This window comes from Dyadobacter sp. SG02 (assembly GCF_900109045.1).
Classification (GTDB): Bacteria; Bacteroidota; Bacteroidia; order Cytophagales; family Spirosomataceae; genus Dyadobacter.
On record NZ_FNYL01000002.1, the window covers coordinates 379,256 to 400,011 of the forward strand.

18 protein-coding genes are annotated in these 20,756 nt (G+C 53.4%); 11 read left to right on the top strand and 7 right to left on the bottom strand.

Annotated elements, in window-relative coordinates; all coding sequences use genetic code 11:
• Window positions 1-14: 14 nt before the first annotated feature.
• On the bottom strand, window positions 15-443 hold the full coding sequence (locus tag BMW93_RS05265) for a hypothetical protein (RefSeq protein WP_143061599.1): 429 nt from the start codon (window positions 441-443) through the stop codon (window positions 15-17).
• 474 nt (window positions 444-917) lie between these two features.
• On the opposite strand from BMW93_RS05265, the gene BMW93_RS05270 reads away from it, so the two are divergent.
• The 4 genes from BMW93_RS05270 to BMW93_RS05285 all read left to right on the top strand — a co-directional run bounded on the left by BMW93_RS05270 (window position 918) and on the right by BMW93_RS05285 (window position 3,418).
• Window positions 918-1,508 carry a Crp/Fnr family transcriptional regulator gene (locus BMW93_RS05270; protein WP_090374506.1) on the top strand — a complete coding sequence of 197 codons (591 nt, stop codon included), beginning with the start codon at window positions 918-920 and terminating at the stop codon, window positions 1,506-1,508.
• Between the two features lie 77 nt (window positions 1,509-1,585).
• Window positions 1,586-1,825 carry a 2TM domain-containing protein gene (locus BMW93_RS05275; protein WP_090374153.1) on the top strand — a complete coding sequence of 80 codons (240 nt, stop codon included), beginning with the start codon at window positions 1,586-1,588 and terminating at the stop codon, window positions 1,823-1,825.
• A 145-nt stretch (window positions 1,826-1,970) separates the two neighbouring features.
• Entirely contained in the window at window positions 1,971-2,690 is a 720-nt protein-coding gene (locus BMW93_RS05280) for an SDR family NAD(P)-dependent oxidoreductase (RefSeq protein WP_090374154.1), read from the top strand.
• A gap of 89 nt (window positions 2,691-2,779) precedes the next feature.
• The gene (locus tag BMW93_RS05285) at window positions 2,780-3,418 is read left to right on the top strand and encodes an NAD(P)H-binding protein (protein ID WP_090374155.1); all 639 of its coding nucleotides are present in this window, start codon (window positions 2,780-2,782) and stop codon (window positions 3,416-3,418) included.
• 6 nt (window positions 3,419-3,424) lie between these two features.
• Here the strand turns inward: BMW93_RS05285 and BMW93_RS05290 are convergent, their stop codons facing one another.
• The 3 genes from BMW93_RS05290 to BMW93_RS05300 are packed head-to-tail and all read right to left on the bottom strand — an operon-like array spanning window position 3,425 to window position 6,184.
• A complete protein-coding gene (locus tag BMW93_RS05290) occupies window positions 3,425-4,699 on the bottom strand; it encodes a hypothetical protein (protein WP_090374156.1) in 1,275 nt (424 codons plus the stop codon).
• Window positions 4,689-5,240 (bottom strand): RNA polymerase sigma factor, encoded by a 552-nt coding sequence (locus tag BMW93_RS05295; protein ID WP_090374157.1) that lies wholly within the window; start codon window positions 5,238-5,240, stop codon window positions 4,689-4,691. Before BMW93_RS05295 ends, BMW93_RS05290 begins: the two co-directional genes overlap by 11 nt.
• An 11-nt stretch (window positions 5,241-5,251) precedes the next feature.
• Window positions 5,252-6,184, bottom strand: coding sequence for a hypothetical protein (locus BMW93_RS05300; RefSeq protein WP_090374158.1), 933 nt, complete (start codon window positions 6,182-6,184; stop codon window positions 5,252-5,254).
• A 267-nt stretch (window positions 6,185-6,451) separates the two neighbouring features.
• Here BMW93_RS05300 and BMW93_RS05305 point away from each other — a divergent pair, with 267 nt between their 5' ends.
• From BMW93_RS05305 to BMW93_RS05315, 3 genes are read left to right on the top strand one after another with little or no spacing between them, the layout of a single operon-like run.
• Window positions 6,452-6,790, top strand: coding sequence for a PadR family transcriptional regulator (locus tag BMW93_RS05305; protein ID WP_090374159.1), 339 nt, complete (start codon window positions 6,452-6,454; stop codon window positions 6,788-6,790).
• Window positions 6,787-9,396 (top strand): ABC transporter permease, encoded by a 2,610-nt coding sequence (locus BMW93_RS05310; RefSeq protein WP_218147661.1) that lies wholly within the window; start codon window positions 6,787-6,789, stop codon window positions 9,394-9,396. The genes BMW93_RS05305 and BMW93_RS05310 overlap by 4 nt, the downstream gene beginning before the upstream one ends.
• Window positions 9,393-12,008 (top strand): ABC transporter permease, encoded by a 2,616-nt coding sequence (locus tag BMW93_RS05315; protein ID WP_090374160.1) that lies wholly within the window; start codon window positions 9,393-9,395, stop codon window positions 12,006-12,008. Before BMW93_RS05310 ends, BMW93_RS05315 begins: the two co-directional genes overlap by 4 nt.
• A 14-nt stretch (window positions 12,009-12,022) precedes the next feature.
• Here the strand turns inward: BMW93_RS05315 and BMW93_RS05320 are convergent, their stop codons facing one another.
• From BMW93_RS05320 to BMW93_RS05330, 3 genes are read right to left on the bottom strand one after another with little or no spacing between them, the layout of a single operon-like run.
• A complete protein-coding gene (locus tag BMW93_RS05320; protein WP_090374161.1) occupies window positions 12,023-12,961 on the bottom strand; it encodes a hypothetical protein in 939 nt (312 codons plus the stop codon).
• Between the two features lie 40 nt (window positions 12,962-13,001).
• A complete protein-coding gene (locus tag BMW93_RS05325) occupies window positions 13,002-14,618 on the bottom strand; it encodes an SUMF1/EgtB/PvdO family nonheme iron enzyme (protein ID WP_090374162.1) in 1,617 nt (538 codons plus the stop codon).
• Window positions 14,619-14,622: 4 nt separating this feature from the next.
• Window positions 14,623-16,401, bottom strand: a complete 1,779-nt coding sequence (locus tag BMW93_RS05330; protein WP_090374163.1) for a glycoside hydrolase family 9 protein — start codon at window positions 16,399-16,401, stop codon at window positions 14,623-14,625.
• 119 nt (window positions 16,402-16,520) lie between these two features.
• Here BMW93_RS05330 and BMW93_RS05335 point away from each other — a divergent pair, with 119 nt between their 5' ends.
• From BMW93_RS05335 to ptsP, 4 genes are read left to right on the top strand one after another with little or no spacing between them, the layout of a single operon-like run.
• The gene (locus tag BMW93_RS05335) at window positions 16,521-16,940 is read left to right on the top strand and encodes a PTS sugar transporter subunit IIA (protein WP_090374164.1); all 420 of its coding nucleotides are present in this window, start codon (window positions 16,521-16,523) and stop codon (window positions 16,938-16,940) included.
• Window positions 16,933-17,403, top strand: a complete 471-nt coding sequence (locus BMW93_RS05340; RefSeq protein WP_090374165.1) for a PTS sugar transporter subunit IIB — start codon at window positions 16,933-16,935, stop codon at window positions 17,401-17,403. Before BMW93_RS05335 ends, BMW93_RS05340 begins: the two co-directional genes overlap by 8 nt.
• Window positions 17,403-19,007, top strand: coding sequence for a PTS system mannose/fructose/sorbose family transporter subunit IID (locus BMW93_RS05345; protein ID WP_090374166.1), 1,605 nt, complete (start codon window positions 17,403-17,405; stop codon window positions 19,005-19,007). Before BMW93_RS05340 ends, BMW93_RS05345 begins: the two co-directional genes overlap by 1 nt.
• Window positions 19,008-19,013: 6 nt before the next feature.
• Entirely contained in the window at window positions 19,014-20,747 is a 1,734-nt protein-coding gene (ptsP, locus tag BMW93_RS05350; protein ID WP_090374167.1) for a phosphoenolpyruvate--protein phosphotransferase, read from the top strand.
• The last annotated feature ends 9 nt before the right edge of the window (window positions 20,748-20,756 follow it).

Genomic DNA, 20,756 nt, shown 5'->3' on the forward strand with positions numbered 1-20,756 from the left:
CAGGAATATGCGTGTCAATTGAGCATGTCATCGGTGATTTTGAGCGTGTAATCAACACTGTAACACCCAAAATCAGGATCGGAGGCGTTCTCCTTCTGCTTCGCCCAAAGAGAATCCTTTACTGGATTTTGTTGATAAAGAATGACTTTTTGACCATTGACGGTGGTATTTAGCGAGAAGGAGGAAAACGTCATCGACGGTGCAGGTATGAAACCGAAATCTGAATCCTGTCCGATCAGAACCCGCATTTTGGGATTAACGACCGTGGCCGGTGCTATTTGATGATTGAGATCGGGACCCGAAAATTGAACCGAAAAGCTTCGTGTGCTTTGATTATCCAGGTAATAGTACGATGCTCCTACACATTCATCAAATTCTTTATCCGGGCTTTCTTTACAACCGGCAGCGGAAATTATTATGAAAAGGGCAAACAGTTTTTTCATGATAATCATGTTCATTTAGAAACCTGAACGGGTTCGTATATATTTGGATACCATAATTACAAGGTCACCCGCTAAGTTCATGAATTTCTGATACTATTTTACGATCAAAGAGAAAGAACGCATTGAATTCAGCTACGGATCGACGGAAAAACCCGCATCCTTAATACGCCAGCTTTCTAACAACGCAAAAACAGCTGAACTACCTGTTTTTCTCCGCCAACGATTCCCCCGCCAGATTGTTTTCAACCAATAATATGAACAGGGTGAAACTGAGTCATGAAAATCAAATCGTCTATGACCAGCCTTTAAAATTAATCTATGATTCCCAGCAGAATATCGTTGCGGATGGTTATCGGTACTCGGGCATGAAGTGGATTTGTAAATAGCATTATCAAATCTTGATGCATGATGCCGGTGTTATCGGTGCAAACAGAAATGGAAAAATATACATTTGCATACCAACCCGTTTGCACCATGGAAGAAGCAACCCAAACCTACCTTGCATCCCTGAAAGCCATTTGTCCCTCGCTGACCGACCACGAGCTGTCGCTGTTTGCTTCGAAGCTGAGTTTCCAGGAGCTGAAAAGGAAAGATATTTTCCTGGAAGCGGGGAAAGTGCAGAAGGCCATCGGCTTCATCGCGCAGGGGCTCGTGCGATCGTCTTACATCGACCTGACCGGTAACGAGACGACCGTCGGGTTTTATCCTGCGGGAGATTATGCGACGCATTACGATTCATTCCTTGCGCGGAAGCCCAGTAATTATACCATTCAATGCCTGGAACCGACGGTGATGGCGTGTCTCTCTCATGAAGATTTGCAATGGGTATACCAACAATCCACCGGTTTCGAACGCTATGGCCGGCTCGTTGCGGAGGCCATATTGAAGCGGCAGCAGGCCCGCATCGAAAGTTTTATATTCCAAACCGCCGAAGACCGTTACCTAGACTTCATTTCCAGGTATCCCGACCTTTTTAACAGGGTTTCGCTTTCCCATCTTTGCAGTTACCTCGGCATCGAACGCCAGACGCTCACCCGCATTCGCCAGAAATTAGCGCAGAAATAGTTTTTGACACATTTGTGTCAGGTACCCCCTTCGTTTCCGGGGCAACTTTGTATTGTCAATTTAAACATGATAATGCAATGAAAAATCAGAAACATATGGCGGCCATGTACCCCATCAATCAGACAAAAGGATTTCGCATTCACCTGCTTGTATTCCTGCTCACGATCCCGGCCATCTGGATCATCTGGTACTTCACCGACAGGACCTACCTCTGGCCATTCTGGCAAACAGCTGCCTGGACGGTCGGCGTTTTCTTCCATTACCTGGGTGTATTCGTTTTCAAAAAAACAAAGACAATTAAGTATTTACCGGCTTAGCCATTGGGCGGTCCCGGAATCTTTCGATAAAAATCGGGCAATAGTAAAAGTTTGGCCGGGCGGTCGCCCGATAATGGTCGCTCTGCGACTGATCAATACCGTTCGGCTTTATTTTAGAATCAGTAGTAAATTCAGTTTAACAAAAATGAAAAGTTTAGAAAACAAAATAGCCATTGTAACAGGAGCCAATCAGGGCATTGGACTGGCTATTACCAAACAGTTTGTAGCGCAGGGAGCTATCGTGTACGCATTCGACATCCGCGAAGATGCGGACTACGGCGAAGGAGTGACGTTCATCAAAAACGATGTAACGCAGGAAAGTGACTGGAAAACGGGTGTCGAACGCGTGATCGGCGAGCAAGGCAGGATCGATATCCTGGTGAACAATGCGGGCGTTATCGCCTACACACCCATCCACGAGATCGAGCTGGATGAATGGCACCGGCTCATTGCCGTTGACCAAACGGGCGTACTCCTGGGTATGAAGCATACCATTCCGCAAATGATCAAACAAAATTACGGGGCCATTATCAACGTATCTTCCATTTGGGGTTCCGTGGGTGCCGCAAATGTGGTAGCCTACAATGCAGCCAAAGGCGCGGTGGTGCTTATGACGAAGAATGCGGCGATCACGTATGCTAAAAATGGCATCCGCGTCAATTCGGTACATCCGGGCTTCATCCACACCCCGCTTACCGACAGCCAGAATGCGGTACTCAACGATGTGGTGATCGCAGCTACACCGATGGGTAGGGGCGGCGAACCGGACGAGATTGCGAGCGGCGTGGTATTTCTGGCAAGCGATCAGGCAAGCTATGTTACCGGGTCGGAGCTGGTGATCGACGGCGGGTATACTGCCCAGTAATGTAAGTCGGCAAAGAGTGGGAGAATGCATAAGCATACTTCCACTTTTCAATAATCCCTTAAATTTACCTGAATAAACAAAAAGCAACCATGAGAGCTTTGATTATCGGCGCTACGGGCGCCACCGGGAAGGACCTGGTGAATATCTTGCTGCAAGACGCGGATTATACCGAAGTGGTCATTTTTGTGCGCCGGGCCAGCGGTATCGCGCATCCCAAACTGACGGAGGTCGTGACGGATTTTGCGAATCTGGGCCGGGTAGCCGACCGGATCAGGGGTGACGTCTGGTTTTCCTGCCTTGGTACTACCTTGAAAGCAGCGGGCTCCCAGGATAACCAATGGCGGATCGACTACGAAATACCTTTGAAATTCGCGGAAATAGCCAAAAGAAATGGTGTGCGCGGGATAGTCCTGTTGTCGGCATACGGCGCGTCCGCGGCGAGCAATGTGTTTTACTCGCGCATGAAAGGCAAGCTGGAAGACAGCATTGCGCAACTTGCATTTCCGCAATCCATTACTTTCCGGCCCGGGTTGCTCCTGCGGAAAGATACCGACAGGGCAGGGGAGCGCATCGCCGGGAGGATGCTGAACTTTGCGACCGGTTTGGGATTGTTCAAAAAATTCCGGCCATTACCCACGCTGACACTCGCCGAAAAAATGGCGAAGTCCCCGAAAGTCCTGAAAGATGGGCAGCATGTGATAGAGTTGGGTGATATTTTTAAGTTTTAGTCCGAATCATCGTGGCGCCCTCAAAGGCACGCCTACGCGAAGGCCGATATGGTACGGCAATACCCGCAACCATCGCTGGCTATCATACACCGGTCGTATCGCAGAGTTGGCAAATAGTTCAACCATAACCGTTGCGGCGTGGGCGGTTGCCAACTTTTTCCCGATTACAACTTCCGCATTCACGACGACATTCCCGAGGTTGAACTGATACACAGCCTCGCCGCCAATACCCCCGTACAGGCCTGCGGCGCGCAAAACCGGCGTGGTAAGTCCCAGTCGCAGTCCCGCCTGACGAATGACGGACCTGTCGCTCAGCGTATCGCGAAGTTGTGTCACCGTTACCGAGTTGTCGGGCTGGACCTGGACCGAATACGCGCCGGTGGGCACCTGGTAACGGATATCCTGACGAAACTGGCGGAATACCGCGCCGATTTCCAGTTGACGGCCATTGGAAAGCGGGTGTTGCCGGGCGATGTGCAAATGCCATCCTAGTCGCTCCGGCAGCGAGGTCCGCAGGTTTTCCAAACCTAATGCGCTGTTGTTTTCTCTCTCCACCGAGCTCATCCCATTGTATCCGAGCAGCGGCCCGGCTTTGATTACCCAGGCCGGTTGTAGCCGCCCCGGTTTGTAGGTGCCGGGTTTTTCGTTATTCGGTGGTACCGGTACATGAAGGGCGGCAAAGCCAGTGACCAGATCGGATGCTTGCCTGGAAGCCAGTGGCAGCATGGCTGCGGGTTTATTGTCTGATATTTCAATTTCTGACATTTCATTTGCCGGCGGTGCTTCTGTAAGTAAAGCATCCAACTTGTAGCTTCCGGTCAAAGCCGGTTTTAATGGGGTTGTCGTGAAACGCCTCTTGTTTTCTGGCGCCGACCGGTCAGCTTCCTTTACTATTTGCGTTGAGAGCGTCGGAGCGTTTCTCGAAAGCCGCAGTGGCTTTGAGTGACCATCCAATGCCGGAGCGCTTCCAGAATGCCGCAATGGTTTTTGACTATCGTCCATCGGCTGACGGTTGCCTGCGAGATGTGGCCTGGAATGAATGCTTTGCGATACGGTTGATTCCGCACTCCGCGAGCGCGACGGCCGGCTTGCCCAGAATCCGATACCGCCGATGGTTAATATCAGGACCACGACCGTCATGACGATCGGTCGTTTTTTGCGGGCCGGTTTGGACGAATCGGCCAAACGCGTTTCAAACTTCTCCCAGGAAGTTTCAGGTTCCGGTTCATAGCGGGCAAATCTCTCCCGGAGCAGTTTGCCCAATTCGTCGTCAGGGTGCATAAAAAAGTTTGGGGTCCCCCTTTATGGTTTTGGAAAATAGCGTTTTGGCCTTTGAGAGCTGCGATTTCGAAGTTCCCTCGGAAATGCCAAGCAACTGCGCAATCTCGGCATGCGAGAAGCCGTCGATCAGGTACAGGTTGAAAACCATGCGATAGCCCGTCGGCAGCAGTGCGATGATCCGTTGAATCTCTTCGATATTCAGCTGATCAAGGATGGTATGGAAGCTGTTATCGGCCATGTCGGCGGCGTGTTCGATGGGTACCACCACGGGCTCACGTAGTTGGCTGCGGTAATGGTCTATCGCCGTGCGGATGGTGACCGACTTTACCCAGGCATCCAGGGATTCCACCCGCTTGACGGTATGTAATTGGGCAAAAATCTTCAAAAAACTGTCGAGCATAATATCTTCCGCTTCTGCATCCGTCCTGGCATACCGTCGGCAAAAGCCGAGCAGACGGCCTTTGTAATGTTCGTACAAAGCCGCCTGGGCCTTTCGGTCTTGTTGCTGGCAGGCAATCAAACAATTCGCCGAAATGGGCATCTGTGGATCAGTTAGAGCTTTTGAATAGTCTTCGATGGCTTGCCTCCCGCATCGAACTCGCCGATGTAATAGCTTCCGTTAAGCATAAACACGACCAGGTAGGACTGTATCTGCCCGTTGAGCTGATCGATCGCCCCTTTTGCGAATGTCCAGCCTGCGTAGTTTTCATTGAGATAAGCCTTGATAGACTCCGGCAGATTGTCAGCCGTCAGTACAAGGCCATCGTTCGGGTTTGGAACAGGCGTTTCCTCATACGATTTCAGAATGTTCCCGGAACCGTCGAATATAAACGTCGTTGTTACGCCTCCCTTCGTTGCGAGCACATTGTAAATGGTATTGCCATCGTAAGTTTTGGCAAAACCCTTCTCGAAAGTATAGCCCGCCAATGCACTTTTAGCCGCTTCGGGAAGATCCGCCAAACCGAGGACATAACTCACGGCATCCTGAGACCCCGTTCCGTTTGACGTGCCCGGATCTACATCCATGGTTGGATTACCGTCGGTGTCGAACAGGAGGGTTTTGGTATCGGACGGGACTGCCGGGTCGACCACGATCACCACCTTGTAGCCCGTGAATGTGCCATCCTGTATCGTTTTGGTGGCTTCGATGATCGTCGCTTTGGGATATAACTTCCGGATATATTGCAGCAGGATTGCCGGTAAGTCGGAAGTGCCGGTATCTTGCGAAGCTTCGTAAATCCTGCCCGCGCTATTCACGTACACGGCCATACGCGCGGCGTCCACGGCGAATTTGGCCTGCCAGACCCGGTTCGCTTCAATAGGCGTAAACTTTAACGACGTCGCATTCGGGAATGCCTCCCTTACCGCCGATATCGCCGCCTGAGGTATCGTGTCCCCGGGTCCGGGCGTTGCTTCTTTTTTAATATCACAGGCAACCAGCAACATCGTGAGGCCGAATAGCAGAACTTGAACTGATTTTTTCATGGAAGACGGATATTTTAGGTTCTCTTCTACATAGACGAGCAACCAGTAGCGGGCGGTTGCCTGGGCGCCCTGGCGATGTATAATTTACGATACTTTCGGGGAGATTCCGCAATCCGGCGGATCGTTCCCTATTGGACAGAAGTTGTCCGTTATCGGACAGTGTTGTATATTAGGATAGGTCTTTACGTTTTGATTATCAGTATTTTGAATGTAAAACCAAAGTTTGGCAGGTTATTTGATCAGCAAATATTGGAATAATAAAAAATCATGAACAGGACCTATTTGGGAGAGTTTGAAGAAATTGTACTGCTGACTGTCGCTGTAATGTACGGGCAGGCCTATGGCGTTGTATTGATGCACGAGATTGCCGAACAGACAGGCCGCTCCGTCAAGCTGAATCAAGTACATTCGGCTTTGCAACGGTTGGAGGAGAAAGGGATGGTCAAATCCGAAGTAGGAGGGGCTACGAGCGAGCGCGGCGGCCGGAGAAAGCGTCTCTACACGGTAACTACCCACGGAGAGCGCACCTTGCAGCAAATAAAGGAAGTAAGGGAAAGTTTTTGGGCAAAACTGGCCAATTCGTTCAAACCAGCCATTGGCCTATGAGCGCTCCGGACAAACATCCGGCGAAACCGCCCGGACTGGCCGACAGGCTGCTGCAACTGCTCCTCGCGCCGCATCTGCTCGAAAACATCCTGGGCGACCTGCATGAGGATTTTGCGTATAATGTAAAGCGTGCAGGTGAAACGCAGGCCCGCCGGCACTACTGGCGCGAGGCGTCGGGTTTTGTCAAACCACGATATTTAAAGAGAAGAAAGGATTATCCATCCGTTTTAATAAGCCATGATATGATCAGCAACTATTTCAAAATCGCGTGGAGAAACCTGGTTAATCACAAGGTTTACTCCGCCATTAACATTTTCGGCCTGACTTCCGGCCTGGTTGTGGGAATACTCATCCTCCTCTGGGTCCGGAATGAGCTCGGATTCGACCGGTTTCACGGCAACCATGAGCATATTTACAGGGTGTTGTCCAATATGGGCAAAGGGGAAGACAGGCGGATATGGGCAAATTCCCACGCGCCCATCGCCACGTTCGCAAAGGCTGAAATCCCTGAAATTGAGAATGCGGTCCGCATCAAAAACAGTACCGATTTCGTAGTTTTCAGATATAAAGACAAACAGATCAGGCAGGAGAAGCAAGGATACGTCGATCCGGCCTTCTTTAAGATGTTCGATTTTAAAATGCTGAAAGGAATCCGGTCCAATCCATTCCCTGCGCAAAATTCGGTGATACTGACAGCCTCCGCGGCCGAACGTTACTTCGGTGATCAGGACCCCGTCGGGCAGGTATTGACAGCCGACGGAAAGGAAAGCTTTGTCGTATCCGGTTTGGTGGAAGATTTTCCGGACAATTCCAGCATCCAGTTTGAAATGCTTTTCCCGATGGCACTTTATGCGAAAAAAATTGCGCTGGCCTACGACGGCAAAACGATGGATGAGGATTGGGGGAATTTTACTTACACTACTTTTTTGCAGTTGAACGCGCGAGCCTCCCACCACGAGGTGGCCGGAAAGATGGCCAAAACGCTGGTCAGGAATTTCAGGGACATCGGGATGAGCGATCCTTATGCCTTGCAGCCGCTATCGGAAATGCATTTGTACCAAACCGACGGCAGTGACGGCCTGATCCGGATCGTGCGGATATTCCTGGTGGTGGGTATTTTAATTTTGTTCATTGCCTGCGTCAACTACATCAACCTCGCGACCGCGCGCGCTGTCGTCCGGGCGAAAGAGGTGAGCGTACGCAAGATGATCGGCGCCGGTAAATTCCAGTTGTTCATGCAGTTTATCCTGGAAACGGTGCTGGTGTTTTTTCTGGCTACCCTGGCTGCCATGATCCTGGCCTATCTTCTGATGCCGTTCTACAACAACCTGACGGGTAAAAGTATGTCCTTCACCCTGCTGAATACCGACATCTGGGTTATGGTCGGCGTTGTGGTGTTTTCCACACTGGCATTGTCCAGCATTTATCCCGCGTTATTGCTTTCCTCGTTCGAGCCGCTGAAAGCATTGAAGGGTGGCCTGTCGGGGGGCGTGAGTGCGCCCGCTTTCCGCAAAATACTGGTAACGAGCCAGTTTGCATTCTCGGTGGCGTTGATCTGCGGCACCATCGTCATCGACCGGCAATTGGCGTATATCAATGCAAAACAACTGGGATACGACAAAGAGCATGTGGTCAGGTTTGAATTGAAAAATATGGCCGCGGATATGCAATCTGTTCGGAATACGCTTTTGAATAGTCCCGGAATCCTTGGCGTTACCAGCGCGAGCGACCTCATTCTGGACATGGCCGTAACGACCACCGACACCGATTGGGAAGGAAAAAGCCCGGATCAGAAATTTTTCATCCATCCGCTTGCCGTGGACAAGGATTTTTTGACCGTTTTTAAACTCCCGCTTGCAGCAGGACAAGGCTTTAAAGGCATAGCGTCCGATTCGACCCATTTCATACTCAATGAAACGGCCGTCCGTGAAGCCGGCATTAAAAACCCCGTGGGTAAGCGTTTCACGTTGTTTGGTAAGGCGGGTACGATCGTTGGGGTGGTTAGAGACTTTCATTTTGCCTCGTTGAAACAAAAAATAGAGCCCGCGATTTTGCAGTACGGGCCTGTGAATGATGAAATGTATGTAAAAACGAATGGTAGAGACGCGGCACAGGTAATCGCCGGGGTCGAAAAGCTCTGGAAACAATACAATGCCGACGCCCCTTTTGCATATACTTTCCTGGATCAGACCTACAATCATCTTTATAAGTCTGAACAACGTCTGGGGGTGCTGTTCAACTTCTTTTCGATTGTTGCAATCCTGATTTCCTGCCTGGGTTTGTTTGGCCTTGCCACGTACACGGCCCGTGTCAAGACCAAGGAAGTAGGCATTCGTAAAGTGATGGGCGCCACCGTGGCGGGTATCGTACAGCTCCTGGTAAAGGATTTCATCGGCTCAGTACTAATTGCCATTCTCATAGCGACTCCCCTGGCGTGGTACGGTTTGAACAAGTGGCTGCAAGGATACGCCTACCGGATTGATGCGGAATGGTGGATGTTTGCCCTTGCAGGCTTAATTGCGGTTTTGATTGCGCTGGTTACCGTGAGTTCTCAAAGCATTAAAACTGCACTCACGAATCCTGTTAAAAGCCTGCGCTCGGAATGAACAAGACAGACCACTCTCCGCCCTCGTCGGCCGATAAGCTGCTGCAACGGCTCCTGGCCCCGCATTTGCTGGAAACGATCCTGGGTGACCTGCACGAGGATTTTGCGTATAACGTGAAGCGTCTGGGTGAAAAGCGGGCCCGTCTGCTGTACTGGCGCCAGGCGCTGGGTTTTGTTAAACCAAGATATATCCGGCGCAACCGGTCACAATATCCATCCACCCCCTTAATCGTCCCGGGTATGCTGATTAACTATTTCAAAATCGCTTTCAGGAACCTGCTTCGCCACAAGCTTTACGGTTTTATTAATGTAGGCGGCCTCGGGTTAAGTCTGTTTTGCGCTTTGCTGATCGGTTTCTGGGTCCGCGACGAGCTGAGCTACGACCGGTTCCACCGCGACCCCGAAAGGATTTATCGCATTGTCAAGGACTTTGTAACTATCGACGGCAGCCGTACGCCCGATGCGACCACGCCGTCCGCTTTGGGGGCCGCATTACAAAAGGATATTCCCGAAATTGAATCCGTGACCCGGATCTTCCCCGGATGGAACCAAAAATTCCTGATCCGGCAGCCCGACGCCCAGTTCTACGAAGAAGGCGTGTACCGTGTGGACGACAGCTTTTTCGATGTGTTCACATTTCCGTTTGTTGCCGGAAACAAGCAATCCGCATTTCCGTCGCCGAAGTCGGTAGTACTGACCGAAACAATGGCGCGCAAGTATTTCGGCCCGGAAAACCCGGTTGGTAAGCGGTTAAACCTGCGCATCGACGGCGGCGACTTTATCGTGACGGGCGTGCTGAAAGATGTGCCGGGCAACTCCCATTTTCATTTCGATTTCCTGATCCCATTGCGTCGCGCGGATACAAGCCCGGATATGAACCCCGATACCGACTGGGCATCGTATACCTTCTATACTTACGCGAAGCTGAAACCCAATACCAGTACCGACGCATTCACGGCTAAATTGCGCTCGCTGGTAAGGAAATATCAACCCGAGAACCGGAATATCTTTTATGTGCAGGCATTAACCGACATTCACCTGAATTCCAAACTGAAATGGGAGCTCGGCCAAAACAGCGACAACTCTTATGTCAGGATACTTTCGTTCATCGGGCTTTTTATCCTCGTGATCGCAGGTATCAATTACGTGAACCTCGCTACCGCACGCTCGTCGCAACGCGCACGGGAGGTGGGCGTACGCAAGGCCGCGGGCGCATTCAGGCGTTCGCTCATGGTGCAGTTCCTGGGGGAGTCGATGGTCGTATCCATTTTAGCGGCCGTACTGGCGATCGGGGCGCTTGCCTTGTCGCTGCCTTATTTCAGTGACGTGCTCGAAAAGGAACTTACGGTATGGAACCGTCCCGGACTGCAAAACTGCCTGGTGGCGCTGGCGATTGCGGCGGTAACCGGACTGCTGGCGGGCCTTTACCCCGCTTTGTTCCTGTCGTCGTTCCAGCCCGCGCAGGTATTGAAAAGCCAGAAAATACCCGGCGCCCGTCTGTCATGGCTCCGGCAGGGACTGGTTACATTCCAGTTTTGGGCCTCGGTGTTGCTGATGATCGGGTCCATTGTGGTGACGAGGCAAATCAATTTTTTAAAAACCGCGCCGCTCGGGTTTGACAAAGAACAGATCATTACATTACCGAATATAGGCGGCCTGAAAAACCTGGACGCGCTCCGGGGCGAGCTGCTGGGCTTGAAGGACGTGGTAAAAGTAGGCGCGTCGTCCGGCGTCTTCGGCGAGTCGAACCAGGCGAACGGGATGGCGAAAAAAGGCGCGGATCAGGCAGTTGTGATTAATTTCATGGTCGTAGACAACGATTTCCTGCAAACGCTCGATGTGCGCGTCAAGCAAGGTCGCCTGTTTTCAGCCGGTTTTCCCTCCGATTCCACGGCCTCGTTGCTCATCAATGAAACCGCGGCCCGGCAATTGGACCTGCACCAGCCGTTAGGTACGGTGGTCGATACGGACCTGATGGGAGATTACCGGACGGTGGTCGGTGTCGTCAAAGACTTCCATTTTACATCCCTGCACAATAGTATCAAGCCATTTGCCTTCGTGGTCGGTTCTCAAAACCTGAGCAATCTTTTTATCAAGGTACGGGGAAACGATATGAAAGCGTCCCTGGCCGAAATTGAGCGGAAATGGAAAGAGCTCGTACCGCAACGCCCGTTTACCTACTTTTTCCTGGACGAAAACTTCGCCGCCCTGCATCGTTCCGACGAGCTCTTTCAGCGTGTAGTTTCGGGCCTGACGATCATGGCACTTTGCATTTCCGGCCTGGGACTGTTCGCACTGGCTAGTTTTACCACCGAAAGACGCACGAAAGAAATCGGCGTCAGGAAAGTAATGGGCGCATCCGTGGGCGGCATTGTGCTGCTCCTGCTCGGCGATTTCCTGAAACTGGTGCTGATTGCCGTCGTGATCGCATGTCCCGTTGCCTGGTATATAATGAACTACTGGCTCCAAAATTTCGCCTATAAAATCGACATGGAATGGTGGTTCTTCGCACTCGCGGGTGCGCTGTCCGTCATGATTGCGTTTTCTACCGTGTGCCTGCAAAGCATTAAAGCGGCTTTGATGAACCCGGTGAAATCGCTGCGCAGCGAGTAGGAGGGCCGGGCCAGCTATTTGCCGGTATCGGGGATTTTGGCCCCTTTGGTCAGGTCCCATTTCCGGTGATAGCTCTTGCCCGACCGGGCCGTAACCCATATCAGCCCCAGCTCCTGTCCTGGGTTATTGATCCCCGAAACCAGCATTTGGCCCCAATCCCGGACCGGGTCTTTCAATTTCCACCAGCCAGATGCATTGCTGCCGTTCATACCGTCTTCGTCGGCCGGGTAGCCGATCTGAAATGCGCAGGCGGTAGGCGCAAAGCGGTTAGCCCAGGCTGTAAATCCCTTGTTCAAATCTTCGATGGTGGCCTCGGAAGCATGGTCGACGAAGATCAGGTCGCCTTTGCCGCGGTAGGTAGGGGGCATGAAGTCGGGACTGTAATGCCGGATAAACATGCGGTAGCGCGGGTTATGCGATTTGATCCGCTCGTCCCAGGATTTCGCCGCCTCGTCGGTCGCTTTTTCGTAATATTCGAGGTCTATCCCCACACCTGCAATGCAAGCGTGCTGTTTAAATTTGCCCAGCCATCGGTCAATCTCTTCCGGAATGTCCGTGCCCGCTTTTTTGGAGGGGAAAATTTCGAGGAAAACTTGTACGCCGAGCTTGTCCATATAGCTCAGGTACGCCTCGTGCCCGGCGTCGGTAAGGCCTTTGTGGGAAGGAATAAGCCCCGTCATATCGCCCACGGCCCAGGTCGACCAAGGTTTTGAACCCGGGAAACGGTTGTTGACATTAAAAATCACCTGCGCCAGCGCTTCTTTCGGCAGGTTGATAAACTTCCCGATTTTAATGTCGAGTGCGGTAATCCCGTCGCCCGCGCTGATGCGCGAGGGCTGCCATGCGCCTGTCCATGTGTACGACGCGCTTGCGGGCGTGGGTGGCGTACGCAAGGCGGAAGTCAATGTAACGGCCAGAAGCAGGCCGGCCATGAAAAGCAGGTATTTGTTCATTTGTAAAAGGTTTAGGTGAGTATGTTGTATTTCAAATCATTCAATCTGCCGCGATTCTGAAACCCCTGTTGAAGTTGCTGCTCGACGGCGGTACTACATTGCGGTAACTAATGCGGCAATTCGGTGCGGGCACCGACCAGGCACCGCCGCGGTACACTTTGTAAGTACCATTCGCCGGTCCGGCAGGGTTCTGCGCAGGGCTTGCGGCGTAATAGGCAGCATCGTACCAGTCGCTCACCCATTCCCACACATTTCCCGTCATATCAAAGAGGCCCAGTTCGTTCGGTTTCCTGGTGGCGACAGGCCTGGTGCCGTAACCCGTTGCCACATACCACCCGACAGAATCGATCGTAGCGGCCCCGCTGAATGCGGTACCATGGCTTTGCGCGCCGCCTGCGGCTGCGAACTCCCACTCGGCCTCGGTGGGCAGGCGGTAATGCCGGCCGGTTTGTTCGCTGAGCCAATGGCAATAGACTACGCAATCGTCCCAGCTGACATTCACCACCGGATGGTTTTCGTGCCAGCCCCAGCCGGGCAAATCGGGCATCGCGCGATGGGTAGCATTACAGAACACGCGCCATTGGGCCACGGAGGTCTCGGTTTTGGCAATGCTGAAATTTTTCAGGGTAATGCTGTGCACGGGCGCTTCGTCCTTTCCATTGCCGTCACTTCCCATCCGGAATGTCCCGCCGGGAACGTCCACCAGCTCCGGGTAATCGCCAGGGCGAAGCGTGGGCAGGGTTTTGCGGGAAATGCCTTCTTTTCGCTTGCCAAGCCAGAACAATGCATTGGCGATCATATTGTTCTGCATGAAATCGGACAGGCCTTTGTCGCCGTGGCCTATGTTCATGTTAGTCGCATTGTTTTGGCTATCCGTCCAAACCACTGGCGGATCGCCGGGTTTGAGCTGGCCGGCGAGCCACAGCAGGCCGTCGGCGATCATCTTGTTCTGGTCCTGGTTGGAAAGCACCTTGTTGCCGTGCCCCATATTGAGGTAGAGCATTTTGTAGCGGGTATTCGTCCAGACTACCGGCGTATCGCCCATTTCGAGATAGGTTTTTACGCCCAGCGGATAGACCTCCGGCGCCAGCGAAACCAATACCTTCACATTTTTGTCCATCCGCGGGCTTGGTTTCCATTGGTACCATTCCGTAACCGGCGCGTCGTACGTGGCGGGCAACCGCTTCGTTACCGGATGCGACTGGTCCTCCACCACGACCTTCGCAGCCATAGGCGGCCAGTTGTTGCTGTGAAACACGGGTCCGCCCAGGAAATCCCTGAACCAGGTCCATTTAGAGCTTCGATCGTTGTAGCCCGCCACATGAAAACCCAGCCAGGCGCCGCCGTTATGGATGTATTTTTCAAATGCGGCACGTTGCGCGTCCGTGACGGGCGAGTCGTTGAGCCACACGATTACCTGGTAGTTGCTCAAAAAGCGGTCGTTCAAATGGTCCCAGTCGGAAGTAGCGTCGAAGGTGAACTGGTGCTGGGAGGCGAGCAGTTTGAAATAATACAATGCATCCCGTGCAAACAGCACGTGGTCCATTTCCACTTTTTCGGAATAGAATGCCAGCACCTTGAATTTCGGCTGCTGCGCAAACGCGAGGCTGCTCATCCACAGGGTAATGACCAGCGTCAGGAGGTTTCGTTTGCTCATATTGCTAGTCCTGGGCCATGGTAGTGACGGCGATGAGGAACCATGCGGCATGCGGTATCCATTGCTCGGTCCAGCGCCATTCGTTGCCGTTGTCGTGCGGTTTGTAATCGATCCCGCTGCCGTCGGCGTTTCCGTCTTTACCGGTAACGCCGTTCGAAATGCCGCCGCGCTCCGAGCCGTGCCCGTACATGGACTTCATATAAGGCATATTGTTGCGCCCGAAACCATACATGAAGCAGGCCTCGTAGGGATTACCGCCCAGTATCCACGAAAGCTGCCGCCCCGCGTAGGCCATGAGCTTCTCGCTGGTACCAAGCCCGCCTTTCACCGGGTACACCTGCCTGCCGCCGAGCAATGCGGCCGAAGCCAGGGAGGCCAGCCGGGCGTTTTCGCCCTGCCACCACCAGCCGCTCTCGTTTTCGTGCGGGATAAAGAAGCCGTTCTTAACCGTCCCGTTCATCAAAAACGATTGCCGGGCATAGCCGAAAGGGTTAGCCACTTCGTCGGTGACGCGCAAGTTGTAATCCAGTGCTTTTTTGACGGTTATGAACGCCCCGTTTCGGAACGCCAGGTTTCCTTCGGCTTCCATGTACCGGCAAAGTGCTACGATGGGAAGCCCGGCGTCGGAGGCGTGCCAGAACGGGCGGTTGGCATCGTTGGCAATAAAGTAGCCGGCGGGTGTCATTCGTTTTTCGAGGTTTTTGGCGCGTTTACGGGCCTCGTCGCGGTACTCGTTCTCGCCGGTCGCCAGCCAGAGCTCCGTGGCGCCCATTAATGCACAGTAATCGTCGAGGATGTTTTCTTTGCCGTCGTCGCAGTATTTGAGGTTATTGACCTGCAAATGCGCGAATGCCCGTTTGGCAGCGGCCAGGTATTGTGCCGAGGTGAACGCGCCATCCATTTTCCATCGCGAAATGCGGGCGAGCGCGGCAATGCCCATGCCGCCGCCTTCGCGGTAGGCGCACTGGTACTTGTCGGTCGTGACGCTGTTGGCATTCAGACCTACCACGCGACGGGCTTTGGGATCGGGGTTGAAATAGCTGAAAATGGTCATGTAAAAGTAGCCTTCCTCCGAGAGCGACCGCACAATGTAATCGGCGCCGTATAATGCTTCCCGTTTCATGGAATCCAGTACATTCAGCTCGGTCAGCAGCCCGGGAATGCGCTCGGCGGCGTTGGTCATGGCCCAGGTGCAAAGCGGGATCTGTTGCTGCGACATGAAATTGGCATAGGCCAGATGCGAGAAATACTTGCTGATATCGCCCGAAGCATCGTCCCAGCCGCCGCGCAGGTCGACGGTCTTTTCGCTTCCGTAAAGCATTACGTGCTCGTCGGCGAGCAACTCTTCGGGCTTGTCGGCGCGCTGTTTATTGTAGTAATGGATCACCGACGGGATGAGCAGTTTAGCGAGAGCATTGTCGGTGATCTGGAATTCATCGGAGGTAATGGTCGTCCCTTTCACATTCAAAACGACCTGGTACCGACCGCTTTTATTGAAGCGCGAAAAATCGATGCGGCGGTAAATGCGGCCTGGAAACCATTCTGCAACCTGTTCCGGTTTGCCCGGTTTTTCTGAAAACACTTTCAGTTGCGTGCGCACATCGACCAGGAAGAATGCCGAAACGCTGTCCAGTTCGCCTACGTCCGAGGCGATGATAGCGCCCTTGGCCCCGCGGGCATCGAACCCGACCTGGTTGACATGGATAATGATTTTGGCAAATGCATGGGTAGTAAGGGCGATAGCAAGCAGAAAGGGCGCCAGCAGGGCTCTTGTTCGTTTCATGGGTTGAGGTTTAGGATGAGGTCTTTTGCGAAATTATTGAAATGTTAAGGTAAAAAAAATCTGTATAAGGTCTTTTGAGGATAATCCTAAACCTATTTTAACATATACTTATCAAATTCATGCGAAAATTTCTGATCGCGACCCACGGTACGTTTGCCGGGGGAATCCGGAGCTCTCTGGAAATGATTATCGGCCCGCAGGAGCATATTCACCTCATTCAGGCGTATGCGGAGGAAAACAAAGGACTGGAAGATGAGCTGGAAACAGTGCTCGCCGGTTTGTCGGACGACGACGAACTGGTCGTTTTTACGGACCTGCTCGGTGGAAGCGTCACCAACCAGGTGCTTCGCTACGCGTTGAAAGAAAATGTACATATCGTGTCGGGCATCAACCTGCCGCTGCTCGTGGAGGTGCTCATGGCCGACCCGGAGGAGCCTGTAAAAGGAGTGATCGCCCATGCGATACAGGCTGCCAGAGACCAGATGGTTTATGTAAATGATCTTGTAACCTCCCAGCAACCCGACGATTTCAATGATTAAGCTCTTACGGATCGACGACCGGCTGGTGCACGGTCAGGTGGCATTGACGTGGACGCCCGCCGTGGGTGCGGAATGCCTGGTGGTAGCCAACGACAAGGTCGCCAAGGATGATTTTCTAAAAATGACGATGAACCTCGCCAAACCGGCGAATGCGAAGCTGCTGATCAAATCGATCGCGGATACCGTCACTTTTTTATCCGACGAACGCGCGAAACCGATGAAAATACTGGTGCTGGTCAACTCCGTGCAGGATGCGGCCGCGCTCGCCCATGCATTGCCGGAGGTACGCAGCATCAATTTCGGTGGTATCCGGGCGCGGGAAGGGGCGAGGGCCATTTCCAAAGCCTTTACCGTCACCGATGCCGAGGTAGCCCTCATCCGCGACCTGCTCGCAAAGGGCATCGAACTGGAAGTACGGCAAGTACCTACCGACGAACCACGGTCCATCGAAACACTGCTCTGATGCTGACATCTTATATCCTCATTACTCTGATCGCCGCATTCGGGCATTCGGAGGATTTTCTGGGCACTACGCTGCTCAGCAGGCCGCTTGTACTGGGGCCATTGGTAGGACTTGTGCTGGGTGATTTCGAACAGGGGATCGTCATCGGCGCCACGCTGGAACTGATTTTTATGGGGAATATCAAAGTCGGGGCGGCTATCCCGCCCGACGTCATTACCGGAGGCGTGCTGGGTACCGCATTCGCGATTATGTCGGGAAAAGGCCCGGCTGTGGCGCTCGCGCTGGCGGTACCGATCTCTATCCTCGCGGAAATGGTCGTGAGCGGCTTGTTCGTGTTCCGCCCGGTATGGAATAAACGTTTTGACCGTTATGCGGAGGACGGCGACTATCGGAGCGTGGAGCGGCTGCACATTTTGTCGGGCCTGCTCAAACCGTTGCTGATGGGTGTGGTAACGTTGCTTGCATTGTTGCTGGGCTCGGATGCGGTGAGGTCGTTCGTGGATACGATTCCTCCCTGGGTGCATTCAGGGTTGCAGGTAGCGGGCAATATGCTGCCGGCGCTGGGTTTTGCATTGCTGATGAACCTGATGTTCAACAAGGAAGGCGCGCCGTATTTTTTCCTGGGTTTTATCCTGACCAGCTACCTGAAACTGCCGATGATCGCCATCGGCGGGCTGGGGGTGATCATCGCATTGATCGTCACCAACATCACGCACAAAGAACAGCCTGCTGCCCACAGCGACGGCGATTTCGATGATTTCGATATGGATGACTCGCCGCCTGTGATGGTCAAACCGAAATCTTCGCTCCTCACGCAGGGCGACATTCGGAGCCTGTTTGTCCGCTCGATGGCCCTGGAAGCGAATTTCAATTTCGAAACCTGGCAGAACACCGGCTTTGCATTCACGATGATACCGGTTCTGAAAAGGCTTTACAAAACGAAGGAGGCGATGTCGGGTGCATTGAAGCGGCATTTGCAGTTTTTCAACACCGCCCCGCACGGTTCCACGCTCATTATCGGCATCGCGGCCGCAATGGAAGAACAGAATGCCCGCGAGCACGACTTCGACGAGGAGTCGATCAACTCCGTCAAAACCGGGTTGATGGGCCCACTGGCGGGGGTATTCGATTCGCTGTTCTGGGGAACGATCAAAGTGATTGCCGCCGGGATCGGTACATCGCTGGCATTGCAGGGTAGCGCGTTGGGGCCTTTGCTTTTCCTCGTGATATTCAATGTGCCGCACCTGATCCTGCGCTACAAGCTGACGTTCGTTGGCTACGAAACGGGTACCCGGTTCTTACAGGATCTTTCCAAAACCAATGTCATGGACAAACTGAAAGCCGGTTCCGCCATTCTCGGACTGATGGTCGTAGGCGCCATGCCGGCGACCTTAATGGCCATCAAAACGCCGGCGATGATCGGTTCCTCGGATTCGGCGGTGCCGTTGCAGGGCGTGCTCGACCAGATCGTGCCGCATATCATCCCACTGGCGCTGACTTTCCTGGTGTTCTATTTCGTGAAGCGGAATGTCAAGACGACCTATCTGCTCCTGGGACTGTTATTGCTGGGCTTTTTAGGGAGTGTTTTAAATATTTTTGCCTGAAAGCCTATGACAACGACGAAAGAACCGCGAAGGATCGGAGGCATTGGCGTGTCTCCGGGGATTGCGATCGGGCCGGCATTTGTGATGCGGCGGGAAGTGGTGGCTGTAACCGGCATTACCCTGACCAATGCGGCGGAGGTGGCAGCCGAAATCGGGCGGTTTGACGAAGCCGTATCGCAGTCCGTCGCCGAAGTGGAGGCGCTGATCGCCGGATTAACCGACGCGGGCAATGACGAAGGGCTGGATATCCTCGAAACCCAAACCGAATTCCTGACGGACCCGCAACTGCGCAATGACGTCGTACAACGGATCGAAGAACAGTTCAGAACGGCCCACGATGCGCTGGTCGGGGTTACGGATGCATTGGTACAGCTCTTCCTGAACATGGACGATGCCTACATGCGCGCACGTCATGCGGATGTGCGCGACGCGGGCGACCGTATCCTCCGTCACCTCGGCGGGCGGGCGCAGCAAACGCGCACTTACCCGGAAGGATGCATTATCATCGCCGACGACCTGAGCCCGTCGGATACCATTGCCCTGGACCTGACGCGGGTCGCGGGATTTGCGACCCAAATGGGCGGCAAAACCTCCCACGCGGCCATTGTGGCGAAAGCGCGCGGCATTCCGGCCGTTGTGGGCTGCGGACCCTTGCTCGATGGTATAAAAGAGGGAGAATGGCTGGTGCTGGACGGGCAGGCGGGAGAACTGGTACTGCATCCCGACGACGCAACGACTGATAGCTACCGCGAAAAGCAGCAGCATTTCGCGGAGGAAATCGCATGGCTGAAATCACTCCGGGATGTACCGGCCGTGACGAAAGATGGCTGCGCGGTGCAGCTTCTGGCGAATATTTCCGAACCGGCGGACCTGGACCAGGCATTCGAAAACGGAGGAGAAGGAGTGGGGCTATTGCGCACCGAACTACTATTCTTGGGCCGCGATTCGCTACCGGACGAGGAGGAGCAATTCGAATTCTACCAAAAAATTGCATTGAAAGCCGGTAAGCGGCCTGTTACCATCCGGACGATCGATATCGGCGGTGACAAGGAAGCGCCTTACCTCGGGCTGGCGAAAGAGGAAAACCCGTTTCTGGGCTACCGCGCCATACGCATTTGCCTGGACAGGACAGATATTTTCAACACCCAGCTTCGCGCCATATTACGTGCCAGTGCATTCGGGAATTTCAAAATCATGTTCCCGATGATCGGCAGCGTGCAGGAAATTCGCGCGGCCAAAGTGGTTTTGCAGGAAGTGCGGAGAGAGCTGGCGCAGGAAGGCGTTCTGTTCGACGCGCAAATGCAGACCGGGATCATGATCGAAATACCGGCAGCGGCGGTTATTGCCGATCTGCTGGCAAAGGAGGTGGATTTTTTCAGCATTGGTACGAATGATTTGATTCAATACACATTAGCCGTCGACCGGATGAACGACCAGGTCGCTGCCTTGTACGACGGGTTTCATCCGGCCGTGCTCAGGCTGATCGTCCGTGTGATCGAAGAGGCGCACCGTGCGGGCATTCACGTGGGTATGTGCGGCGAGCTCGCAGGCGACCCGCACGCGACGCGCTTGTTGCTCGGAATGGGTTTGCGGGAGTTCTCGATGAGTGCCGTCTCGATACCCCGGATCAAACAGCAGGTGAGAGAGACCACGCTCACCGAGGCGCAATGCATTTTCGAAGCGGCCAAAGGCCTCGACAGCGCCGATGAGATCAGGGCTATTTGTAAATCAGTTAATTAAAATTTTAAT